A 17,166-nucleotide genomic window follows, 5' to 3' on the forward strand; every position below is an offset into this window, starting at 1 on the left:
CATAATCAAAATAAATGGATCGTTCAGAGTTAATACAAAATCTTAAAGCTCAGATCATCGAGCAATTAAACTTAATGGATATGACACCGGCAGACATTGCGGACGACGCTCAGCTTTTCGGTGAAGAAATAGGCTTGGACTCTATAGACTCTTTCGAACTTATTGTATTGATGGAGAGAGAATACGGTGTAAAAATAACTGATCCTAAAGAAGGTAGACAAATATTAGCTACTGTTGAAGCAATGGCTGATTACATTCTTGAAAAATCTGACAAATTTAAAGCCTGATCTTTTTCTGTGAGCCACCGCGTATTCATAACTGGAGTCGGTCTCATCTCGGCAATTGGCGACACGCCAGAAGAGAACTGGCAATCCTTAGTAGAGGGAAAATCAGGAATCGGTACTGCGAAATATGTTGATTCAAAACTGACAGACCGTTTCGTATTCGGTGAAGTTGCTCATTCTAATGAAGAACTTAAACAAATAGCCGGACTTCCCTCAGATGCTAATTTTGCACGCACTTCACTTTTGGCGTTTATTGCTGCTGGTGAAGCACTTCTGCAAGCTGGGATCTCTTCCTCTGAAATTGACGGAATTATAATGGGCTGTACAGTTTCTTCCATGTGTGAAACACAAAAACTGTACGAAAACGCTCAGGGAATTGATAACGGTTCCATGTTATACGACCGATATGATATTGGTTCCGTAGCCATGGAGGTAAGCGAATACCTGGGACACATTCCTTATCACAACACTATCAACACAGCCTGTTCCTCTTCAGCGAATGCCATTATGCAAGGTGTCATGATGATTCGTTCAGGAAGAGCAAAACGAGTATTGGTAGGCGGAGCTGATGCTCTTTCTAAATACACCATTAACGGATTTAACTCCATGATGTTATTATCCGAACAGCGCTGCTCCCCCTTTTCAGGGAACCGCGACGGAATCAACCTTGGCGAAGGTGCAGGTTTTTTAGTTCTCGAAGGAGAAGAATCTCTTACTTCAAAACCTGTTTTGGCTGAAGTAGAGGGTTTTGGCAATACCAATGACAGCTACCACGCGACTTCTACTTCCCCCGAAGCAACCGGTCCAACCTCTGCAATGCAGAAGGCTCTCAGTACAGCGGGAATTTCTCCGGAAGAAATCCAGTACATTAACGCCCACGGGACCGGAACAGAAAACAACGATAAAACTGAATTTCAGGCCATCCATAAAGTATTTGACAAACAGGTTCCTCTTTATGCTTCGACGAAAGCGTATACAGGACATACATTAGGAGCTGCCGGTTCAATCGAAACCATTTTCAGTTTGTTGATGCTTCGCCATCAGACAGCGATTGGAGGGAATTATACCTTGACTCATGATGATAAAATCAGTATATTGCCTTTAGAAGCGTCGAAAAAGGTGCCTTTACGTCGGGTAATGTCCAATGCTTTTGGTTTTGGGGGGAACTGTACCTCACTTATTCTAAAGGCCGGAAGAGAATAAATACGGAAACAAATGAAGTATTACCTCAATCATAGCTCGTGTATTTCACCTCAATCTTCTTTTGAGGGTAAATTTCCCTATGAGCCTTCTACAAATCAGACAACACATCATATTCTTGCCTCGGAACCGGATTACAAACCCTTTTTTCCGATGAACCTGCTTCGACGAATGGGGAAAATATCGCGAATGGGTTTAGCCACCGGACTAAAAGTTATCGAGGATAGTAAAACTGATTTTGACGCGATCATCAGCGGTTCAGCTTATGGGAGTAATGAAGAATCATTCAAATTTCTGGATCAAATCTATAAATACGATGAAGGTCCCATGACTCCTACGAACTTCACACAGTCTACTACCAATGTGGTCAGTTCGCAATTGGGGCTTATGACTAAAAATTATTGTTACAATTCAACCAATAGTCAAAAAGCACATTCGTTTGAAAATTCGTTACTCGAAGCAATGATCTTGTTAGACAATCGACAGGCTTCCCACATCCTTGTCGGAGCGGTTGACGAAATTTCAGAATACACATTTAATCTCTTCGGTCTGTTGAACTGGGTTCGGAAAGACCAGGTCACACCACAGGAAGCCCTTGGCAATCCGGGGACAGGGTTTGTGCCCGGTGAAGGTTCTGCTTTTTTTCATCTTTCGACGCAGCCCGAATCCGAATGCTCCGTAGAGGTAGCTTACCTGAAAACATTCGTAGGTATTGATCAGGAAAACGTTCTTAAAGAGATCAAACAACTGGAGGAACCGGACCTTATTCTTACGCCACGTAATGGGGATCTTGAAAACGACAAAGCTGTCAACCATTTGATTGCTCCGTTTGAAGATATTCCCCAGATTGATTTTAAACAATTCTTCGGTGACTCTCCCACAGTTGCTGCACCCGCCACATGGCTTGCCCAGCAATTACTAAACCCCGCAATGACAGGGTTTCAGGGAATACAATGGGAACGACCGCTTACGTCGATTCTAATATTCAATAAATTTGCCACAGGACAATCCAGTTTACTTCTTCTGAAGAAATAGCAAATAACCTTTCTTTCATTCAACACATACGGAGGGAATATCCCTATATTTGCAGAAATACTTTTACCATGATTCAACGTATTCAAACAGTTTATTACGCTATCGCCATCGCCTTACTGGTCTGGATCAGTCTGGGACAGGAAATCGTCAGTTTTGACCTGTCCGCAGAAGGGTATACTGAAAATGTACACCTGACCGTTAATAGTTTCGGTATTGATGCTAACGCAACACTGGATCTGACAGCAGAAGAAGTAAAAGCATTTGAAAAACACATCACTGAAACCGGAGCTGTTTTCAATATGGAAGAACAGCAACTGAACTGGAAAAATACGATTCCGGTTTACATTCTGTTTTCCGTTGTTGCCTTACTTACGCTTATTGCGATACTTTCTTATAAAAATCAAAAACGACAGCTTCGTTTGGGAAGAATTGCCTTTTTCCTGAATTTACTTGTGACAGCCGGTTTGTTTGTGCTTATCATGATGATACCTTCCAGTTTACAGGAAACAGCTACACAATTTATGTACGCAGACACCATTGAAGCGAAGCGTTCCTTAGGACTTGGATTCTATCTGCTTTGTGCCTCAATTCCTTTTATTTTCCTGGGTAATTTAGGAGTACGAAAGGATTTGGATTTGTTAAAGTCACTAGACCGATTACGTTAAGTCTATGAATTATCTATCCATTGAAGAAGTCACCAAATCTTACGGAGACAGGGTTCTTTTTAAAGACCTCACGTTCGGTATTGAACAGGGACAAAAAGCGGCTATTGTAGCCCGTAACGGTAACGGAAAAACAACTTTACTACGCTGTATTCTCGGTATGGAAAGTACCGATTCGGGACGTGTTGTTTTCCGGAATGATATCCGCGTGGCCTTTCTGGAGCAAAGCGACCAGTTAAACCCGAATCATACCATCGAGGAGGAAATTCTCTCGCATGACTTACCTGAACTAAAAGCATGGAAAGCCTATAATGATGCGCTAAAAACGCAGGATGATAAAAAAATAACAGAAACTTCTGAAGTACTGAATTCCCTACATGCATGGGAAATTGAAAGCCGTATCCAACAATTCATCAGTGTACTTAAATTATCAGGAGTCCATAACCCCATCGGGGAACTTTCGGGAGGACAGAAAAAAAGAGTGGCTTTAGCAAAGGTACTCCTGGCAGATCCTGATTTTCTTATATTGGATGAGCCTACCAACCACCTTGATCTGGATATGATTGAATGGTTGGAAAATTATCTCTCCCAAAGCAAGGCTACTTTACTTATGGTTACGCACGACCGTTACTTTCTGGAAGTCGTTTGTGATACAATCTTCGAACTGGAGGATCAGACGATCTACAAATACAAGGGAAATTTCTCCTACTACCTTGAAAAGAAGGCAGAGCGTGAAGAACAGTTGGCAGCAACAATTGATAAGGCGCAAAATCTTATGCGAAAAGAGCTGGACTGGGTACGTCGACAGCCTAAAGCAAGAGGAACAAAACAAAAGGCCCGTTTAGATGCTTTTGAAGTAACCAAATCAGTTGCCTCTCAGAGAGTCAACAAAGACGAGCTGGAGCTAAATATTAAAATGGAACGTATCGGTTCCAAGATACTTGAGTTGCATAAACTCGGAAAGAGTTATGGTGATAAAGTAATGTTGAAGGACTTTTCATACGTCTTCAAAAAAGGCGAACGGGTAGGAATTGTCGGAGCCAATGGAGTCGGAAAGACTACCTTTCTGAATATGCTCACCGGAATTGAGGAACCTACCAAAGGAAAGGTTGTCGTTGGTGACACCGTTGTTTTCGGATATTACCGACAGGAACAAATTAAAATTCCGGACGACAAACGCTTGATCGAAGTTATTAAGGACATTGCTGAGTTTATTCCTCTTGAAAAAGGAAAAGAACTCAGTGCCGCCCAGTTCCTCGAAAAATTTCTTTTCCCACGCAGCGTACACTGGAATTATGTCAGTAAATTGAGCGGAGGAGAAAAAAGACGGTTGAAACTGATGACCGTTCTGATGGCAAATCCTAATTTCCTGATTCTGGATGAGCCTACCAATGATCTGGATATTTTCACACTCAGCGTTCTTGAAGATTATTTACGTTCCTTCCCGGGATGTCTTATTGTGGTTTCTCACGACCGTTACTTTATGGACAAAATGGTCGATCATATTTTCTATTTTAAAGGTGACGGAGAAATCAAAGATATTCTCGGTAACTACACGATTTACCGACAAAATTTGCAGGAAGATGAACTAAACAGACGCAAAGAAGAAAAAGCACAAATTGTTGAGAAAACAGAGAAATCTAAAGAAGTAAAAGAAAAGAGAAAGTTATCCTACAAAGAAAAAATCGAGTTTGAATCCATGGAGGAAGAACTCGAAAAACTGGAGGAGCGAAAAAAGATACTTACCGAAAAACTTTCCAACCCCGATCTTTCAGGAGATGAATTGAATCAGGTCAGTATCGAACTCACTCAGGTCATGCAGGATATCGAGTATAAAACAGATCGCTGGCTTGAACTTTCAGAATTTGCCTGATTACTTTTTCCCGAGAATAAGTAATATACAAACACATACCGTTAGTTAGATTCCACTTACGGAATCTCGCAAGTAACAACGGTAGTGTAAGGCCCCTGACCTTGCTTAAAAGACGGTGTAGAATTTATCGATTCGCCCTTATTACAATCCGACTCTGCTTCTTTTGGCTTTGATTTAATCGTATTAGATATTGTACTATAATAGACATACTCCGCATGATATTCTCCGTTATTGTCTTCATATGCAGGCTCCGTATATATCTGTGTGCAAATACATGTGTAATCTTTTTTACAAGACACAAAAGCTAATCCCAAAAAAGCTATTCCAATTAAACTCCGTTTCATTTTTTCTCTCTAATGTACTATTTTTTTTAAAACAGTACTTTTTCAGGGAATTACCTTTCTACTTTGACAGAACAAAAAGATAAAAAAAATCGATTATCTATATTCTTTCAATCCATTTTTGGAGTTTATGAACCGTTCATACTATCCTCTATTTACAGATATAAAATTATTATATTTTTGTCACATGAGACAACTACTATGTATTGCTATCTGCTTATTCACTTCTATACACATACAGGCACAAGAAATTGCAGCACTTGTCGTTGACAGTGAAACCAAAAAGCCCATTCCATTTGTCAATGTAATTGCCTACAACGACGGAAAAGTAATGGACGGAACAGCAACCAATGTGGAAGGAAATTTCCGCTTGCGACTTTCAGTTCCCGCCGACTCAGTCGTACTCTCTTTCGTAGGCTATCAACGTAAGAAGATCACCAATTACTCAGCCCGGCACTACTACCTGAACCCTGTTTCCAATGAATTAATTACAGTTGAAGTACGTCCCGGTCTGAATCCAGCATTACGAATCATACGAAATGCTGTAGAGAATCAAAAGATCAATAACATTCAACGTTACATGAGCTACACACATGATACCTATAATGTATTTAACGCAGATGTCGACTCCCTTTCTGAAGAGCAAATTTCATCTCTCAAAGATTCTTCGGACATCAAAACGGCTCTATTCTTCAAAAAACAACAAGCTTTTCTTATCGAGAATTACAGCCATGTTGAATACAAACCTTTAAACAACCGAAAAGAAACGATTACAGCAACGCGTACTTCCGGGCTAAAAAATCCATTGATTGCCACACTTGCTGCGCAAATCCAGCCTTTTTCTGCCTACGATAATCCGATCAGTCTGTTTGCCACGGAATACCTGAACCCCATAACTTCTGCCGGGATGAAAGGCTATTATTACGAGCTTCGGGATACGCTGTATACGGAAAAAGATTCAGTTTTTATCATTGACTTTGCTCCCAAACCCGGCAGTAATTTCAAAGGAGTAAAAGGAAAAGTGTTTATTCACTCTGAAAACTGGGCTATTACCAATGCTATTTATGAACTTGATCCCGCTCTGTCGCTGAGTGTAGAGCAGGAATCCTCTTCTTCCGAAAACAAGGAGGATTCATCAACAGGTACTACCATACTAATTGCCTACGAACAGCTTTCTTCAGGACATTGGTTTCCAAAAGAAGTCCGAACAATTATACCGCTGGGTTCACTTGTGGGAAATTCCAATTTCTTCATCTGGAATACCAGTTTCTATAGAAATATTCAGTTGGATGTAGACCGGAAAACTGTAAAAACAGGTGGCGCACCGATCGAGGTAACAGAAGCAGCGATGGAACGCAGTAACGCATACTGGGACAGCTTGAAAGGAGAAACAACCAATGCACGCGAACTGGAAACGTATCGTTTTAATGATAGCATTTCGGATGAAGTTCAACTGGATCGCAGACTGAACAATCTAACTACCCTGGCAAAGGGATATATCAGTATTGGTTGGTTCGATCTGGATTTACTCAGTATTCTTGATTTTAATAATTTTGAAGGTTTCCGGCTTGGTATTGGCGGACGAACGAATGACCGTATGGCAAAATGGATGTCTGTTGGAGGTTATTTTGCGTACGGTTTCCGTGATAATCGCTTTAAATACGGAGGTGATCTTACGTTTCGGTTGAAACGGTCTCATAATGTGAACCTGAGAGTACTGTATTACGACGATGTGGAAACAACCGGAGAATATGAACTCCCCTCTCCCACAGGTATCCTTGATCCGGGACAGTTCTATCGCCAACTGTATATCAACCGTATGGACTATACCCAAAACCTGGGGTTTGAAGTAGAAGGATACCTTTTCAAAAGTTTTTTTGTCAAAGCGTTTAACCACAATAAACGGGTTTGGGCCGGTTACGATTACAACTTTGCTGATCCGAACTCCCTATCAGATGGTCAGTTTTTCCGTCTTTTTGAAACCGGATTGTCAGTAAACTGGAAAATCAAGGATGACTATATTCAAATGGGTTCGGACCGTGTTTATCTGAAACCTGCTAAATTCCCGGTCATCAGCGCTACTATGGTAAAAGGATGGAACGGAATCTGGATGGGCGAATACGACTATTTACGCTCACAGGTTCGCGTAGATCAGACGTTTAAAATCATGCGATTAGGCTCCATTGGCTTACGCGGAGAATGGAATCAGGTATGGGGTGATGTTCCACTTCCATTACTTTTACAAACACCGGGAATTTTTGACCGTTGGGGAATTACAGCTCCCAATAGTTTTGAAACTGTTCGTCCTTCCGAGTTTATTAACGATCAATTATTCACAGGTCACTTCAATCTGACATTCAATCCATTTCGTTCTAAAAAAGGAAATTTTGCTCCCGTTTTGTCGTTGCGTTTCAGTGCAGGATGGGGAACGCTTTCTAACTCTGGAAGACATACGCTCGTAACCGTAAAGACCATGGAAAAAGGATATTATGAAACCGGATTTGTTTTGGATGATCTGTTGAAGATCAACTTCCTTCGTTTGGGAATCGGGTATTTTTACCGATTAGGAGATTATATGTTTACGGATGAATGGGACAATATGGCCATTAAATTGAGTATGAGAATCAAACTGGGTAGGTAGAAACATAATTACTTTTGAAATGGATATGCGCTTTTTTCTTTTCTACAGCTTTCTCCTGATGTCCGGTTTGATAGCGGCACAAAAAAATATAGGAAATACCGGCTACACATCTTTTCAGATAGCAGATAAAAAAGACACCATTGAATTTATTATTGCCGATACAAGTTTTCAGCATCACAAACCGATCCTTCTTTTTTGTCAGGGGTCTCAACCTGTTCCGTTATTTGTTAATGTAGGAAATAATAAAATCGTAGAAATAGCACTGAGTAATTTTGACATAGAAAAAATGAAAGAGCAGTACTATGTAGTTGTCATATCCCAACCTCATACACCGCTAATCGCAAACATTAAACAGATCAACCAAAACTATGCTTACATCACCGACTCCACCAGACAACACAGCTATTCTAAAAAATATCTCAACGCTGATTTTATGGAGAATCATGTATATAGAGCAAACAGAGTCATCCGATTCTTAAATCGCCAAAAATGGATCGATAAAACTAAACTGATAGTTATGGGACACTCACAGGGAGCTCGTATAGCTGTCGGAATTGCCAAATCAAATCGCAAAGTAACTAGACTAGGACTTTTTGGGTATAACCCACTTGGAAGAATTGATACCTCTATCCGACAGGCAAGAAAGGATGCTGAGTCAGGCAAAATCACATGGGAACAAGCTGACTCTATTACTCAAAACACGTATTCCTTTATGGAGGAAATACAACATCCTGACACACTTATTCAACACCCTAATCTCGTTTCATGGAACTCCTTTTCAAAGAGTACTATGTTTGATTTATTATCTCTAGACATCCCCATTTATATAGCTTATGGTTCACATGACATTATTGCGGATTTATGTGATTTACTCCCCATACTTTTCACGGAAAAGGAAAAACAGAATCTCACCACACATCGTTACAGCCAACTTGAACACAATTTTTTCCCGGTTTTAGAAAATGGAGAAATTGATTATCAAAATGGACGTTGGAAAGAAATCATGAATGACTTTATCGAATGGACATGGAATTAGCGAATAGTGTATCTTTGCCTTTTTATACCTTATCATGCAAAGACAAGAATTCACAGCTGTTTTAAAAACCATCCTGCAAGAAAAATCGCAACGTTTGCAGAATGAAATAACACAACTTCGTCACGATTTGAGTGCGGATACGAAAAGTACAGCCGGTGATAAACACGAAACTTCCAGAGCTATGGCACAACTGGAAATGGAAAAACTCGGACACCAACTACAGGAGTACCACAAACAACTGCACTGGATTCAACAATTTGAAACCTCTGAATCACAATCAACAGATGCCATCGGGGTCGGATCACTTATCCGGCTGACAAACGGGTGGTACTTCCTCGGGCTGGCATTGGGTAAAGTAGTGTATAATGAAATTCCTGTCTTTTGCATTTCTCTTCAATCTCCATTGGGAACACAACTCCTGAATAAACAAATCGGTGATGAAATCACCCTACCCAACCTACAACTCAAAGTAACTGATATTTGTTAGTTGTATACAACTCGTTTTCTAAAATTACTACTCCCTCCATATTAACCATATCCCTACCAAGTTTTGCCTTCATTAACACGACATGGCGGATCACAAGGAGGTTATATAAGAAAACCAATCTATCCTACATTAGGAAACCTTCAATAGTATGAACTAAAAGTTCTTATTTCGGAACTATTGATGTAAGGCTTCCACTTTGATAAGATGTTCCTTTGCAGAACATTATTATACAAACAATATCATTATGAAAAGAGTTTTATTCGTCGGACTTACCGTTATTGCATTATCATCATGTAACAAACTGGATAACTACGACTGTAATTGTGGAGGAATGGACATGGGTGTAATTACAAATGCTTCTAGTCAGGAAGTTGCACAAGAGAAATGTGATGAAATGATTTCAGGGCTAACAGGAGGATCTGAAACTCCATCAAATTGTGCCGTTTTTTTAAAAGCTGATTAAAGATTCTTTTACAACATAACTATAAGTAACACTTAAAAATCCCGGTAAATTATTTTGTCGGGATTTTTGTATTTAAACTGCTCCATATTCGCAAAAGAGTTATATTCGGCGCTTGCTTTATTTGATCGTCCTACCCCCAATTTATAAGGAAAGGGCGCAGATTTTATGTAAACCATGAATAGCAGACGTTTACTTATTTTTCTCCTGACATTTTTTGTATCTGTGACGGTTGTTAATGCCCAGAATCAAGAGATACAAGAAAAAATCAGTCTGTTGAAAAAGGCTCTTTCCAAAACAAAAAGTGAGCAGAAAAAAGTGGACTTACTAAATGAACTGAGTCGCTTTGAAATGCAGGAAGGAGCCTGTAAAATGGCAGTGCTACATGCTCATAAAGCTGAAAAATTAGCACAAAAAAGCCTCTACACAAAAGGGTTAACAAGTGCCTACGTTTCACTGGCTGCTGCGTATAGAGATTGCGGAGCAGACAAAAAGCTTTTTTACTACAGTGAAAAAGGTCTCAAAAACCTAAAGATCAACACCAATTATAGTGATGAAGCTTTTCTGTATTTTCAACTGGGAGATTATTATTCCGGAAAAGGAGAAAAAGAAAAATCGAAAGAATACCTTCAAAAAGGAATTACACTAAGCGAAAAAACAGATGATCTAGTATTGCAAGCTAATCTGCATAGCTTTTTAGCCAACCTCTATTCGCAAGAAGCAAAGTACAGTGATGCCACTCAACATTTCACAAAAGCCTTAGCTCTTTATAAAAAGTTAGATAAAACATCAAAAATAGCCTGGACTGCCGGAAATGCAGGTCTTTTAAATTATTGGCAAGGCAATAGAGTTGTCGCATTGCGTCATTTTAACTTATCACTTGAAAAATATATTGAAAGTAATAATCAGGAAGGGATCATCTGGATTTGCGGACAGTTAGGGAATCTTTACCGTAGCATAAAGGATTTTGACAAAGCATTAGCGTATTTTAACCGGGTTTTAGCACTTAATAAAAAGTTAGGTAAAAAATTAGAAGAAGGTGATTCTTATTTATTATTAGCCGGACTCTATTTTGAAAAGAAAGACATCGCAAAATCCAACGAGATTTTGGAAAAAGCCAATCGCATTTTCGAAGAATACAATGATACGATAGGTCTAAACGGTGTTTATGGACAACTTGGCGCCAATCATTTCGAGAAAAAAAAATACGATCTGGCACTTGAGGCACTAAACAAGCAAATTGAAATTTCAAAAAAAATAGACACCTATAGAAAACTTATACATGCTCAAAAACTAGTTGGCGCGATCTATATCGAAACAGGGAGAATAAAAGAGGGAGAAGAACTACTGAACAAAACCTTCGATTATTTTGTAGCAAATGATGAAAAACGGAGTTTACCTTTTGTTTACACCTATCTAGTCAAAGCAGACAGCATAAAAGGAGATTATAAGTCTGCTTTTGAACATTACAAGAAACTTGTTGAATATCGTGAAGCAACAAAAGAGACAAAAGGTGATACAGAGAAGTTGGCTATTCGTTATGAATTTGAAAAGAAAGAAGCAGTAGCAAAAGCAGAGTTAAAAACGAAACAGATCCAGCGCAATGTTGCTATGCTTGGATTAGTTGTAACCCTCCTGATACTAATCGTTGTATTTTTCTTGTTTCGATTGAGAAATAAAAAAATAAAAATTGAAAAAGAGAATATAGCACTATCTAAAAGAGAAGTAGAGCGGATAGTAGAAACCGAACAGTTTAAAGTACGTTTATTGGCTAATATTTCACATGAATTCAGAACACCTTTAACACTCATTAACGGACATCTGGAAGTCTTAGAAGAAAATAGAAGTGACGAAGATCAAATGCATTTTCAAGAGATAAAAAGTAGTAGTAAACATTTACTACAGCTCATCAATCAGCTACTGGAATTATCAAAAATGGAAAGTACTTCCTATACCTTGAATTATAAAACCGGGTTTATAGTAGAAGAGACAAAAGCACTGGTAGAAGCATTTTTCTCACTGGCAGAGCAGAAGAATATCCAGCTCAAATTTCAGCAGGAAACGAAACAACAAGATCCTTTTGTTTTTTCACAAGAGGCACTTTCAATTATTGTTTCTAATCTGCTATCAAATGCTTTTAAGTTCACACCTGATGGAGGAACAATTACTGTAGATGTCGCCACAAAAGAAGAGTTCTTTTTATTGAAAGTAACGGATTCAGGTACAGGAATTGCCGCTGAATATCTCCCCTATATTTTTGATCGTTTCTTTCAGATTGATGAGCCATCAAACAGAACGTACGAAGGTTCCGGGATTGGATTAGCACTGGTTAAAGAATTAGCCCTACTGCACGGAGGGAAGGTGTCTGTTGAGTCCTCAATTGAACAGGGGGGAAGTACCTTTTATGTTCAGTTGAAAAATGCACGTATGGAAGAACAAGTCGTTCCGCAAGATACGAATACAATGTTTGTACAATCAGTAGAAAACCAAACATATACTTCTTCTCAGAATAAAGAGTTACCCCTTGTATTGGTAGTTGAAGATCAAACCGAACTACGACGCTTTATCATTACGAATTTAGGGGCCGAATATCGTTTTGCAGAAGCGAAAAATGGAAAAGAAGGAATTCAGTTGGCAGAAGAATTGGTTCCTGACCTAATCATCAGTGATGTTATGATGCCTGACACAAGTGGTTTGATTTTATGCAAAACTCTAAAGGACAACATATTTACATCGCACGTTCCAATCTTGCTATTAACCGCAAAAGCCGATCAAAATGATAAAATAGCCGGACTGGAAACAGGTGCCGATGACTATTTAACCAAACCATTTTCATTAGCAGAACTAAAGTTACGGGTACAAAATATAGTGCGCGCAAGGCAATTACTCCGTCAAAAATTTGAAGGCACCGCTATCCCAACACCTGATGAATTACCGGAGTTGTCATCAAAAGACCGGGAACTTCTAGCCCAAATAAATGACACCATTCAACACCACTTATCAGATCCACAGTTTGGTGTTCCCGAATTGGCAGATCAACTCTACTTTTCTTCGAGTAAACTCAATCGAAAAATGAAAAGCCTTACGGGAACCACTCCCGCAGAATATATCCGAAATGTTCGCTTGCAGAAAGCCATTGAATTATTGAAGGAAGGATTGAACGTAACTGAAGCCGGATGGGAAGTAGGATTTGAAGATGCGGTGTACTTCAGTAAAGTGTTCAAGAAAAGATTTGGTCACCCTCCTTCACATGTAACTAGAACGGGGATTTGTGATATAAAATAAGAAGATTTGTATCTAAAAATTAGTTACTCCTCCTATCCAAAGGGAAAATGCCACTCCTTTTGTACTCCACTCAAAAACAAAACCTTGTTTTCAGACATGACTGAAAAACGCCAATATTTCGAATAAAAAGTACCAAGTTGAGAAGCTTTTGAGCAAGTACATTTGCGCAGATGAAAACTTCTGACGGAAATGCAAGTAATAAAGGAACCACATATTAATATCAAGCGGCTTCGAGAACTAAAAAACTGGTCTCAGGAGTTTATGGCAGATGCTCTTGGAATCTCGACACGCGCCTATTCTAAAATTGAAGCCGGAGAAACACAGTTGAGTATAAAACGACTCAATGAAATAGGTCAGATCCTACAAGTAAGCCCAATAAAGATATTAGTATTCGATTCCCAAAGTATCTTCTCTGATAGACAAAATACACCTGATTCTTCAAAATTGATAGCGCAATACGAAAAAACGATCCATGTACTCGAAGAGCAAATTCAACTCTTAAAATCCTTATTAAATCTCCCTCAGAATTCCGTTTGACTACTGTTGTTTCTATCCGTTATATTTAATTAAACAGTCCTGTTCTTCATCAGCTTGCTACCGGAAATTGTAATTACTTCATACGATGAATCGGAACTACTAACAGTCGCTTTTCAATACCCTATCTATTGCGAAATGAGACACTAAAAGGAATGACAGAGCAGTAAATTAACCCCACGGTAAACAAGAAAGTAGCTGTAAACTCGTTTCTCTACTATCAGAAGGCATTTTATTGTAAATAAGCATGAAAGATATTATTTTATCACATATCGATATCTCCGATCATCAATATGAGCTTTTACTCAGTGTAGCAACGAGACATCATGTTCCGAAAGGTCAGCTACTATTCCGTCCGTCAAAACCGAATCTCAAGTACCTGTTTCTGGAAAAGGGACTCTTGCGCGGTTATAAGGTTATCGACGGAAAAGAATACACGCATCATTTTTATTTTCCGAAATGGTTTGCAACCGATTATAAAAGTTATTTAACCGAGAGAGCAAGTGATCTTTTTATTGAGACCCTAACCGATGTTGACTACTATGCATTCAATAAGAAGGATCTTTTACATCTTTTCAGCACACAACATGCGTTTGAAAAACTGGGAAGGATTATTGCGGAAGAAGCATTCCTGCAAACTGTTGAAAAGTTGTCCGATATGCAAGTTCTCAATTTAGAAGAACGTTATAAGAATTTGCTCAACAAGAATCCCGAACTTTTTCAGAAAGTTCCTCAGCGACATATTGCGTCTTATTTAGGCGTAGCAGAACAAAGTTTAAGCCGGATAAAAAACAACCTCATTTCTTAACAAATGTGATTGTCCGGTATTTTCACGAGACCTAACTTCGCAGAGAATCAAAAAATGAAAAACCCATGTACAAAAACATGTTCGTCCTATTATTCTGCTTACTACCCGGAATTTACCCGGCGCAATCTCACTTATCAGAACCTGAAACAGGTTGTCAATTTCTACTTCCCTGGACTTGCGAAACCTGTACCTTTACCTGGACAGGAGATTGTTTAAATCGCATACCAGAAGGGAAAGGTGTTCTTACTGTTTTTAACGAGGGAGAAGAAATAATGTGGTACGACGGAGAAATGAAAAATGGAAGATTTGATGGTTTAGGAAAGTACCGGGACGGCATGAATCAATTCGAAGGAAATTTTAAAAATGGAATGTATATTGGCAATAATCCGTATGTAATCAACAAGAATGCACGTATCGACACGACGAAATTCAATCAAACAGCTGACTGGGAAGCAAAAACAGTTGTTACAAAACAAATAGACAACCTCCATTTCACATTTCCTGCTAAAGGATATGCCTATGAAAACAGGGATGCACTTGTTGAAAAATGTTTACTTGCCATTCAGGAAAACTGCCGTTTAATTAACGATACAAGCTTTACGGAATTTACCCGGATTCATTTTGTCACCTCCAAAAAAGAAATGCTTTTACAGGCTGGTTATTATGTCAATGCACTGGCCAACATTGACGCGAGAACTATACACATGAAAGTAACCAACGAGAACAGTGACGAAGAAAGTAGTGTTACCAATCCTCCAATCCAACATGAAACAATGCATATTGTTTCGATGACAGCCTGGGGTCGGCCTGCAGAAGGTAATAACTGGTTAAACGAGGGATTAGCTACTTATTCAGAAAACAATTGCTCAGGATATACCGTTGCTGAATTATACCGGTACTTCTTAGAAGAAAATAAGTTGGTTCCGTTGGAATCTCTGGCCTATCAGTTTTATCAAACAGAAGAAATGATTAGTTATCACCAATCGGCTTATGTTGTCGAATATTTGATTTCAAATTATGGGTTGCCTAAGTTTGAAACACTGTGGAAAAGTGGATTTTCAAGTATGCAAAACATCTATGGCTTCTCCCCTGCTCAACTGGAAGCAGAAATAAATAAGTCGTTGCTGAAAACTCATCCCAAATCGCCAAAAATTAACTGGGAACTCATACAAAAAGGTTGTAAATAAATGAGAAAGAAGCTCTTTATCCTGTTTATACTGGCAGTGTACATTCAAACGGCGTGTGCACAGGATACTATTCCCAAAAAATATACCGTACATGAAGTCATAGCCAAATCGGAGTACATAGCCGATTTAGAACAACTGGTAAAGGCAGTTAAGCACAATCATCCTCAACCTTATGCCTTTATAACCCCGGAAGAGTTTGATCTTTTTGTCGGGCGAGAAAAGGAATCCATTTCGGATGCAACCACAATGAGTGAATTTGTATGGCTTTGCAAATCTGTACTAGCCCTTGTCGGGTGTGGGCATACCTCAACATCTGTTGTAAATGTACTGGAATTATACCCGTCTCTCTTTTTTCCTCTGGAAGTCATGTATGTAGAGGATCAACTCTACATTACTGATCCCCTGAACAATGCAGATGTACTGGATCAGGGAATGGAAGTCATATCAATCAATGGTATTGACGTAAAAACGCTGAAAAGAGAACTAAACGCAGTGATTAACTCTGACGGATATATTTCCAGTCTCCGGGAACTGCAAACGAATATGAACTTCAGATCCCATTGTGCCTTTCAACTTGGCTTTCCGGAAACCTATACCATCGAAATTCGTATCGATACCGGTCTAAAATCAATCGAACTAAAACCCTCGGATCAATCTCCTTCAAAAGACAATGACTTACCCCCGTGTCCGGATAACCTCTGTTTTCAAATGGATGCCGATCATTCGCTGGGAAAATTAACTATCAAAAGTTTCAATTATTACAACGACAATCTCCCTCTTTTTCAATCATTCATTGACAGTTGTTTTAAAGAACTTGAACTTTCCCAACCGGACAATCTGGTAATTGATCTGAGAAATAACTACGGAGGGGATCCGTATTGTACCTCCTATTTACTCCAATATCTTATGGAACAACCCTTTCGTTATTTCAGAAAAGGTTCAACAAAATGGTATAAGGATTTGGAGCAACTTATCCCTGTAAAACAGAACCGATTCAAAGGTAACCTATACCTGTTAATCAACGGGGGCTGTTTTTCATCAACAGGGCACTTCCTTTCGTTAGTAAAAGCGCATCTGAATGCTGTTTTTATTGGTCAGGAAACAGGAGCGACCTTTAGCTGTAACGCCAATCCTACTTCATTTTTATTGAACAACACCGGGATTCAGGTCTCCGTGGCTACCGAAATTTATCAAACGGATGTGAGCGGATTTTCAAAAAACGAAGGAATCTTTCCGGACTATGTCATTACCCCTAAGCTGAACGATATCCTAACCAACAAAGACCTGGAAATGGAAAAAGTAGTGCAGCTGATTCATGAGAACTAAGCTCGGT

At 39.2% G+C, this 17,166-nt stretch carries 15 protein-coding genes; 14 read left to right on the forward strand and 1 reads right to left on the reverse strand.

The features are described from left to right. Positions 1-14 precede the first annotated feature (14 nt). The 5 genes from AC4PL9_RS03530 to abc-f all read left to right on the forward strand — a co-directional run bounded on the left by AC4PL9_RS03530 (position 15) and on the right by abc-f (position 5,054). Complete coding sequence (locus tag AC4PL9_RS03530; protein ID WP_343789093.1) at positions 15-287, forward strand: phosphopantetheine-binding protein; 273 nt, start codon at positions 15-17, stop codon at positions 285-287. 9 nt (positions 288-296) lie between these two features. Continuing rightward, entirely contained in the window at positions 297-1,487 is a 1,191-nt protein-coding gene (locus AC4PL9_RS03535; protein WP_491603398.1) for a beta-ketoacyl-[acyl-carrier-protein] synthase family protein, read from the forward strand. Between the two features lie 12 nt (positions 1,488-1,499). Further along, positions 1,500-2,519 carry a beta-ketoacyl synthase chain length factor gene (locus AC4PL9_RS03540; RefSeq protein WP_491603399.1) on the forward strand — a complete coding sequence of 340 codons (1,020 nt, stop codon included), beginning with the start codon at positions 1,500-1,502 and terminating at the stop codon, positions 2,517-2,519. 68 nt (positions 2,520-2,587) lie between these two features. After that, the gene (locus tag AC4PL9_RS03545) at positions 2,588-3,184 is read left to right on the forward strand and encodes a DUF4293 family protein (protein ID WP_491603400.1); all 597 of its coding nucleotides are present in this window, start codon (positions 2,588-2,590) and stop codon (positions 3,182-3,184) included. 4 nt (positions 3,185-3,188) lie between these two features. After that, the gene (gene abc-f, locus AC4PL9_RS03550; protein WP_491603401.1) at positions 3,189-5,054 is read left to right on the forward strand and encodes a ribosomal protection-like ABC-F family protein; all 1,866 of its coding nucleotides are present in this window, start codon (positions 3,189-3,191) and stop codon (positions 5,052-5,054) included. Positions 5,055-5,110: 56 nt separating this feature from the next. Here abc-f and AC4PL9_RS03555 read toward each other — a convergent pair whose 3' ends face one another. Continuing rightward, positions 5,111-5,398, reverse strand: coding sequence for a hypothetical protein (locus AC4PL9_RS03555; protein WP_491603402.1), 288 nt, complete (start codon positions 5,396-5,398; stop codon positions 5,111-5,113). A gap of 184 nt (positions 5,399-5,582) precedes the next feature. Here AC4PL9_RS03555 and AC4PL9_RS03560 point away from each other — a divergent pair, with 184 nt between their 5' ends. The 9 genes from AC4PL9_RS03560 to AC4PL9_RS03600 all read left to right on the forward strand — a co-directional run bounded on the left by AC4PL9_RS03560 (position 5,583) and on the right by AC4PL9_RS03600 (position 17,159). Beyond that, positions 5,583-8,036: a DUF5686 family protein gene (locus tag AC4PL9_RS03560; RefSeq protein ID WP_491603403.1), complete on the forward strand. Its 2,454-nt coding sequence runs from the start codon at positions 5,583-5,585 to the stop codon at positions 8,034-8,036. A gap of 19 nt (positions 8,037-8,055) precedes the next feature. Beyond that, the gene (locus tag AC4PL9_RS03565; RefSeq protein ID WP_491603404.1) at positions 8,056-9,072 is read left to right on the forward strand and encodes a hypothetical protein; all 1,017 of its coding nucleotides are present in this window, start codon (positions 8,056-8,058) and stop codon (positions 9,070-9,072) included. A gap of 34 nt (positions 9,073-9,106) precedes the next feature. Continuing rightward, entirely contained in the window at positions 9,107-9,559 is a 453-nt protein-coding gene (locus AC4PL9_RS03570) for a 3-oxoacyl-ACP synthase (RefSeq protein ID WP_491603405.1), read from the forward strand. Between the two features lie 244 nt (positions 9,560-9,803). Then, on the forward strand, positions 9,804-10,022 hold the full coding sequence (locus tag AC4PL9_RS03575; protein WP_491603406.1) for a hypothetical protein: 219 nt from the start codon (positions 9,804-9,806) through the stop codon (positions 10,020-10,022). A gap of 174 nt (positions 10,023-10,196) precedes the next feature. Continuing rightward, the gene (locus tag AC4PL9_RS03580) at positions 10,197-13,304 is read left to right on the forward strand and encodes a tetratricopeptide repeat protein (RefSeq protein WP_491603407.1); all 3,108 of its coding nucleotides are present in this window, start codon (positions 10,197-10,199) and stop codon (positions 13,302-13,304) included. 189 nt (positions 13,305-13,493) lie between these two features. After that, complete coding sequence (locus AC4PL9_RS03585) at positions 13,494-13,841, forward strand: helix-turn-helix domain-containing protein (protein WP_491603408.1); 348 nt, start codon at positions 13,494-13,496, stop codon at positions 13,839-13,841. 244 nt (positions 13,842-14,085) lie between these two features. Further along, a complete protein-coding gene (locus AC4PL9_RS03590) occupies positions 14,086-14,646 on the forward strand; it encodes a Crp/Fnr family transcriptional regulator (protein WP_491603409.1) in 561 nt (186 codons plus the stop codon). A 65-nt stretch (positions 14,647-14,711) separates the two neighbouring features. Next, a complete protein-coding gene (locus tag AC4PL9_RS03595) occupies positions 14,712-15,833 on the forward strand; it encodes a peptidase MA family metallohydrolase (RefSeq protein WP_491603410.1) in 1,122 nt (373 codons plus the stop codon). Continuing rightward, entirely contained in the window at positions 15,834-17,159 is a 1,326-nt protein-coding gene (locus AC4PL9_RS03600; protein WP_491603411.1) for a S41 family peptidase, read from the forward strand. The last annotated feature ends 7 nt before the right edge of the window (positions 17,160-17,166 follow it).

This window comes from Wandonia sp., assembly GCF_984588085.1.

Bases quoted from the DNA above. Each gene is read 5' to 3' on its own strand.
- AC4PL9_RS03555 (WP_491603402.1), bottom strand. From the start codon at position 5,398: ATGAAACGGAGTTTAATTGGAATAGCTTTTTTGGGATTAGCTTTTGTG.
- AC4PL9_RS03600 (WP_491603411.1), top strand. From the start codon at position 15,834: ATGAGAAAGAAGCTCTTTATCCTGTTTATACTGGCAGTGTACATTCAA.
- AC4PL9_RS03580 (WP_491603407.1), top strand. From the start codon at position 10,197: ATGAATAGCAGACGTTTACTTATTTTTCTCCTGACATTTTTTGTATCT.
- abc-f (WP_491603401.1), top strand. From the start codon at position 3,189: ATGAATTATCTATCCATTGAAGAAGTCACCAAATCTTACGGAGACAGG.
- AC4PL9_RS03530 (WP_343789093.1), top strand. From the start codon at position 15: ATGGATCGTTCAGAGTTAATACAAAATCTTAAAGCTCAGATCATCGAG.
- AC4PL9_RS03540 (WP_491603399.1), top strand. From the start codon at position 1,500: ATGAAGTATTACCTCAATCATAGCTCGTGTATTTCACCTCAATCTTCT.
- AC4PL9_RS03545 (WP_491603400.1), top strand. From the start codon at position 2,588: ATGATTCAACGTATTCAAACAGTTTATTACGCTATCGCCATCGCCTTA.
- AC4PL9_RS03585 (WP_491603408.1), top strand. From the start codon at position 13,494: ATGCAAGTAATAAAGGAACCACATATTAATATCAAGCGGCTTCGAGAA.
- AC4PL9_RS03565 (WP_491603404.1), top strand. From the start codon at position 8,056: ATGGATATGCGCTTTTTTCTTTTCTACAGCTTTCTCCTGATGTCCGGT.
- AC4PL9_RS03560 (WP_491603403.1), top strand. From the start codon at position 5,583: ATGAGACAACTACTATGTATTGCTATCTGCTTATTCACTTCTATACAC.
- AC4PL9_RS03575 (WP_491603406.1), top strand. From the start codon at position 9,804: ATGAAAAGAGTTTTATTCGTCGGACTTACCGTTATTGCATTATCATCA.
- AC4PL9_RS03595 (WP_491603410.1), top strand. From the start codon at position 14,712: ATGTACAAAAACATGTTCGTCCTATTATTCTGCTTACTACCCGGAATT.
- AC4PL9_RS03570 (WP_491603405.1), top strand. From the start codon at position 9,107: ATGCAAAGACAAGAATTCACAGCTGTTTTAAAAACCATCCTGCAAGAA.
- AC4PL9_RS03590 (WP_491603409.1), top strand. From the start codon at position 14,086: ATGAAAGATATTATTTTATCACATATCGATATCTCCGATCATCAATAT.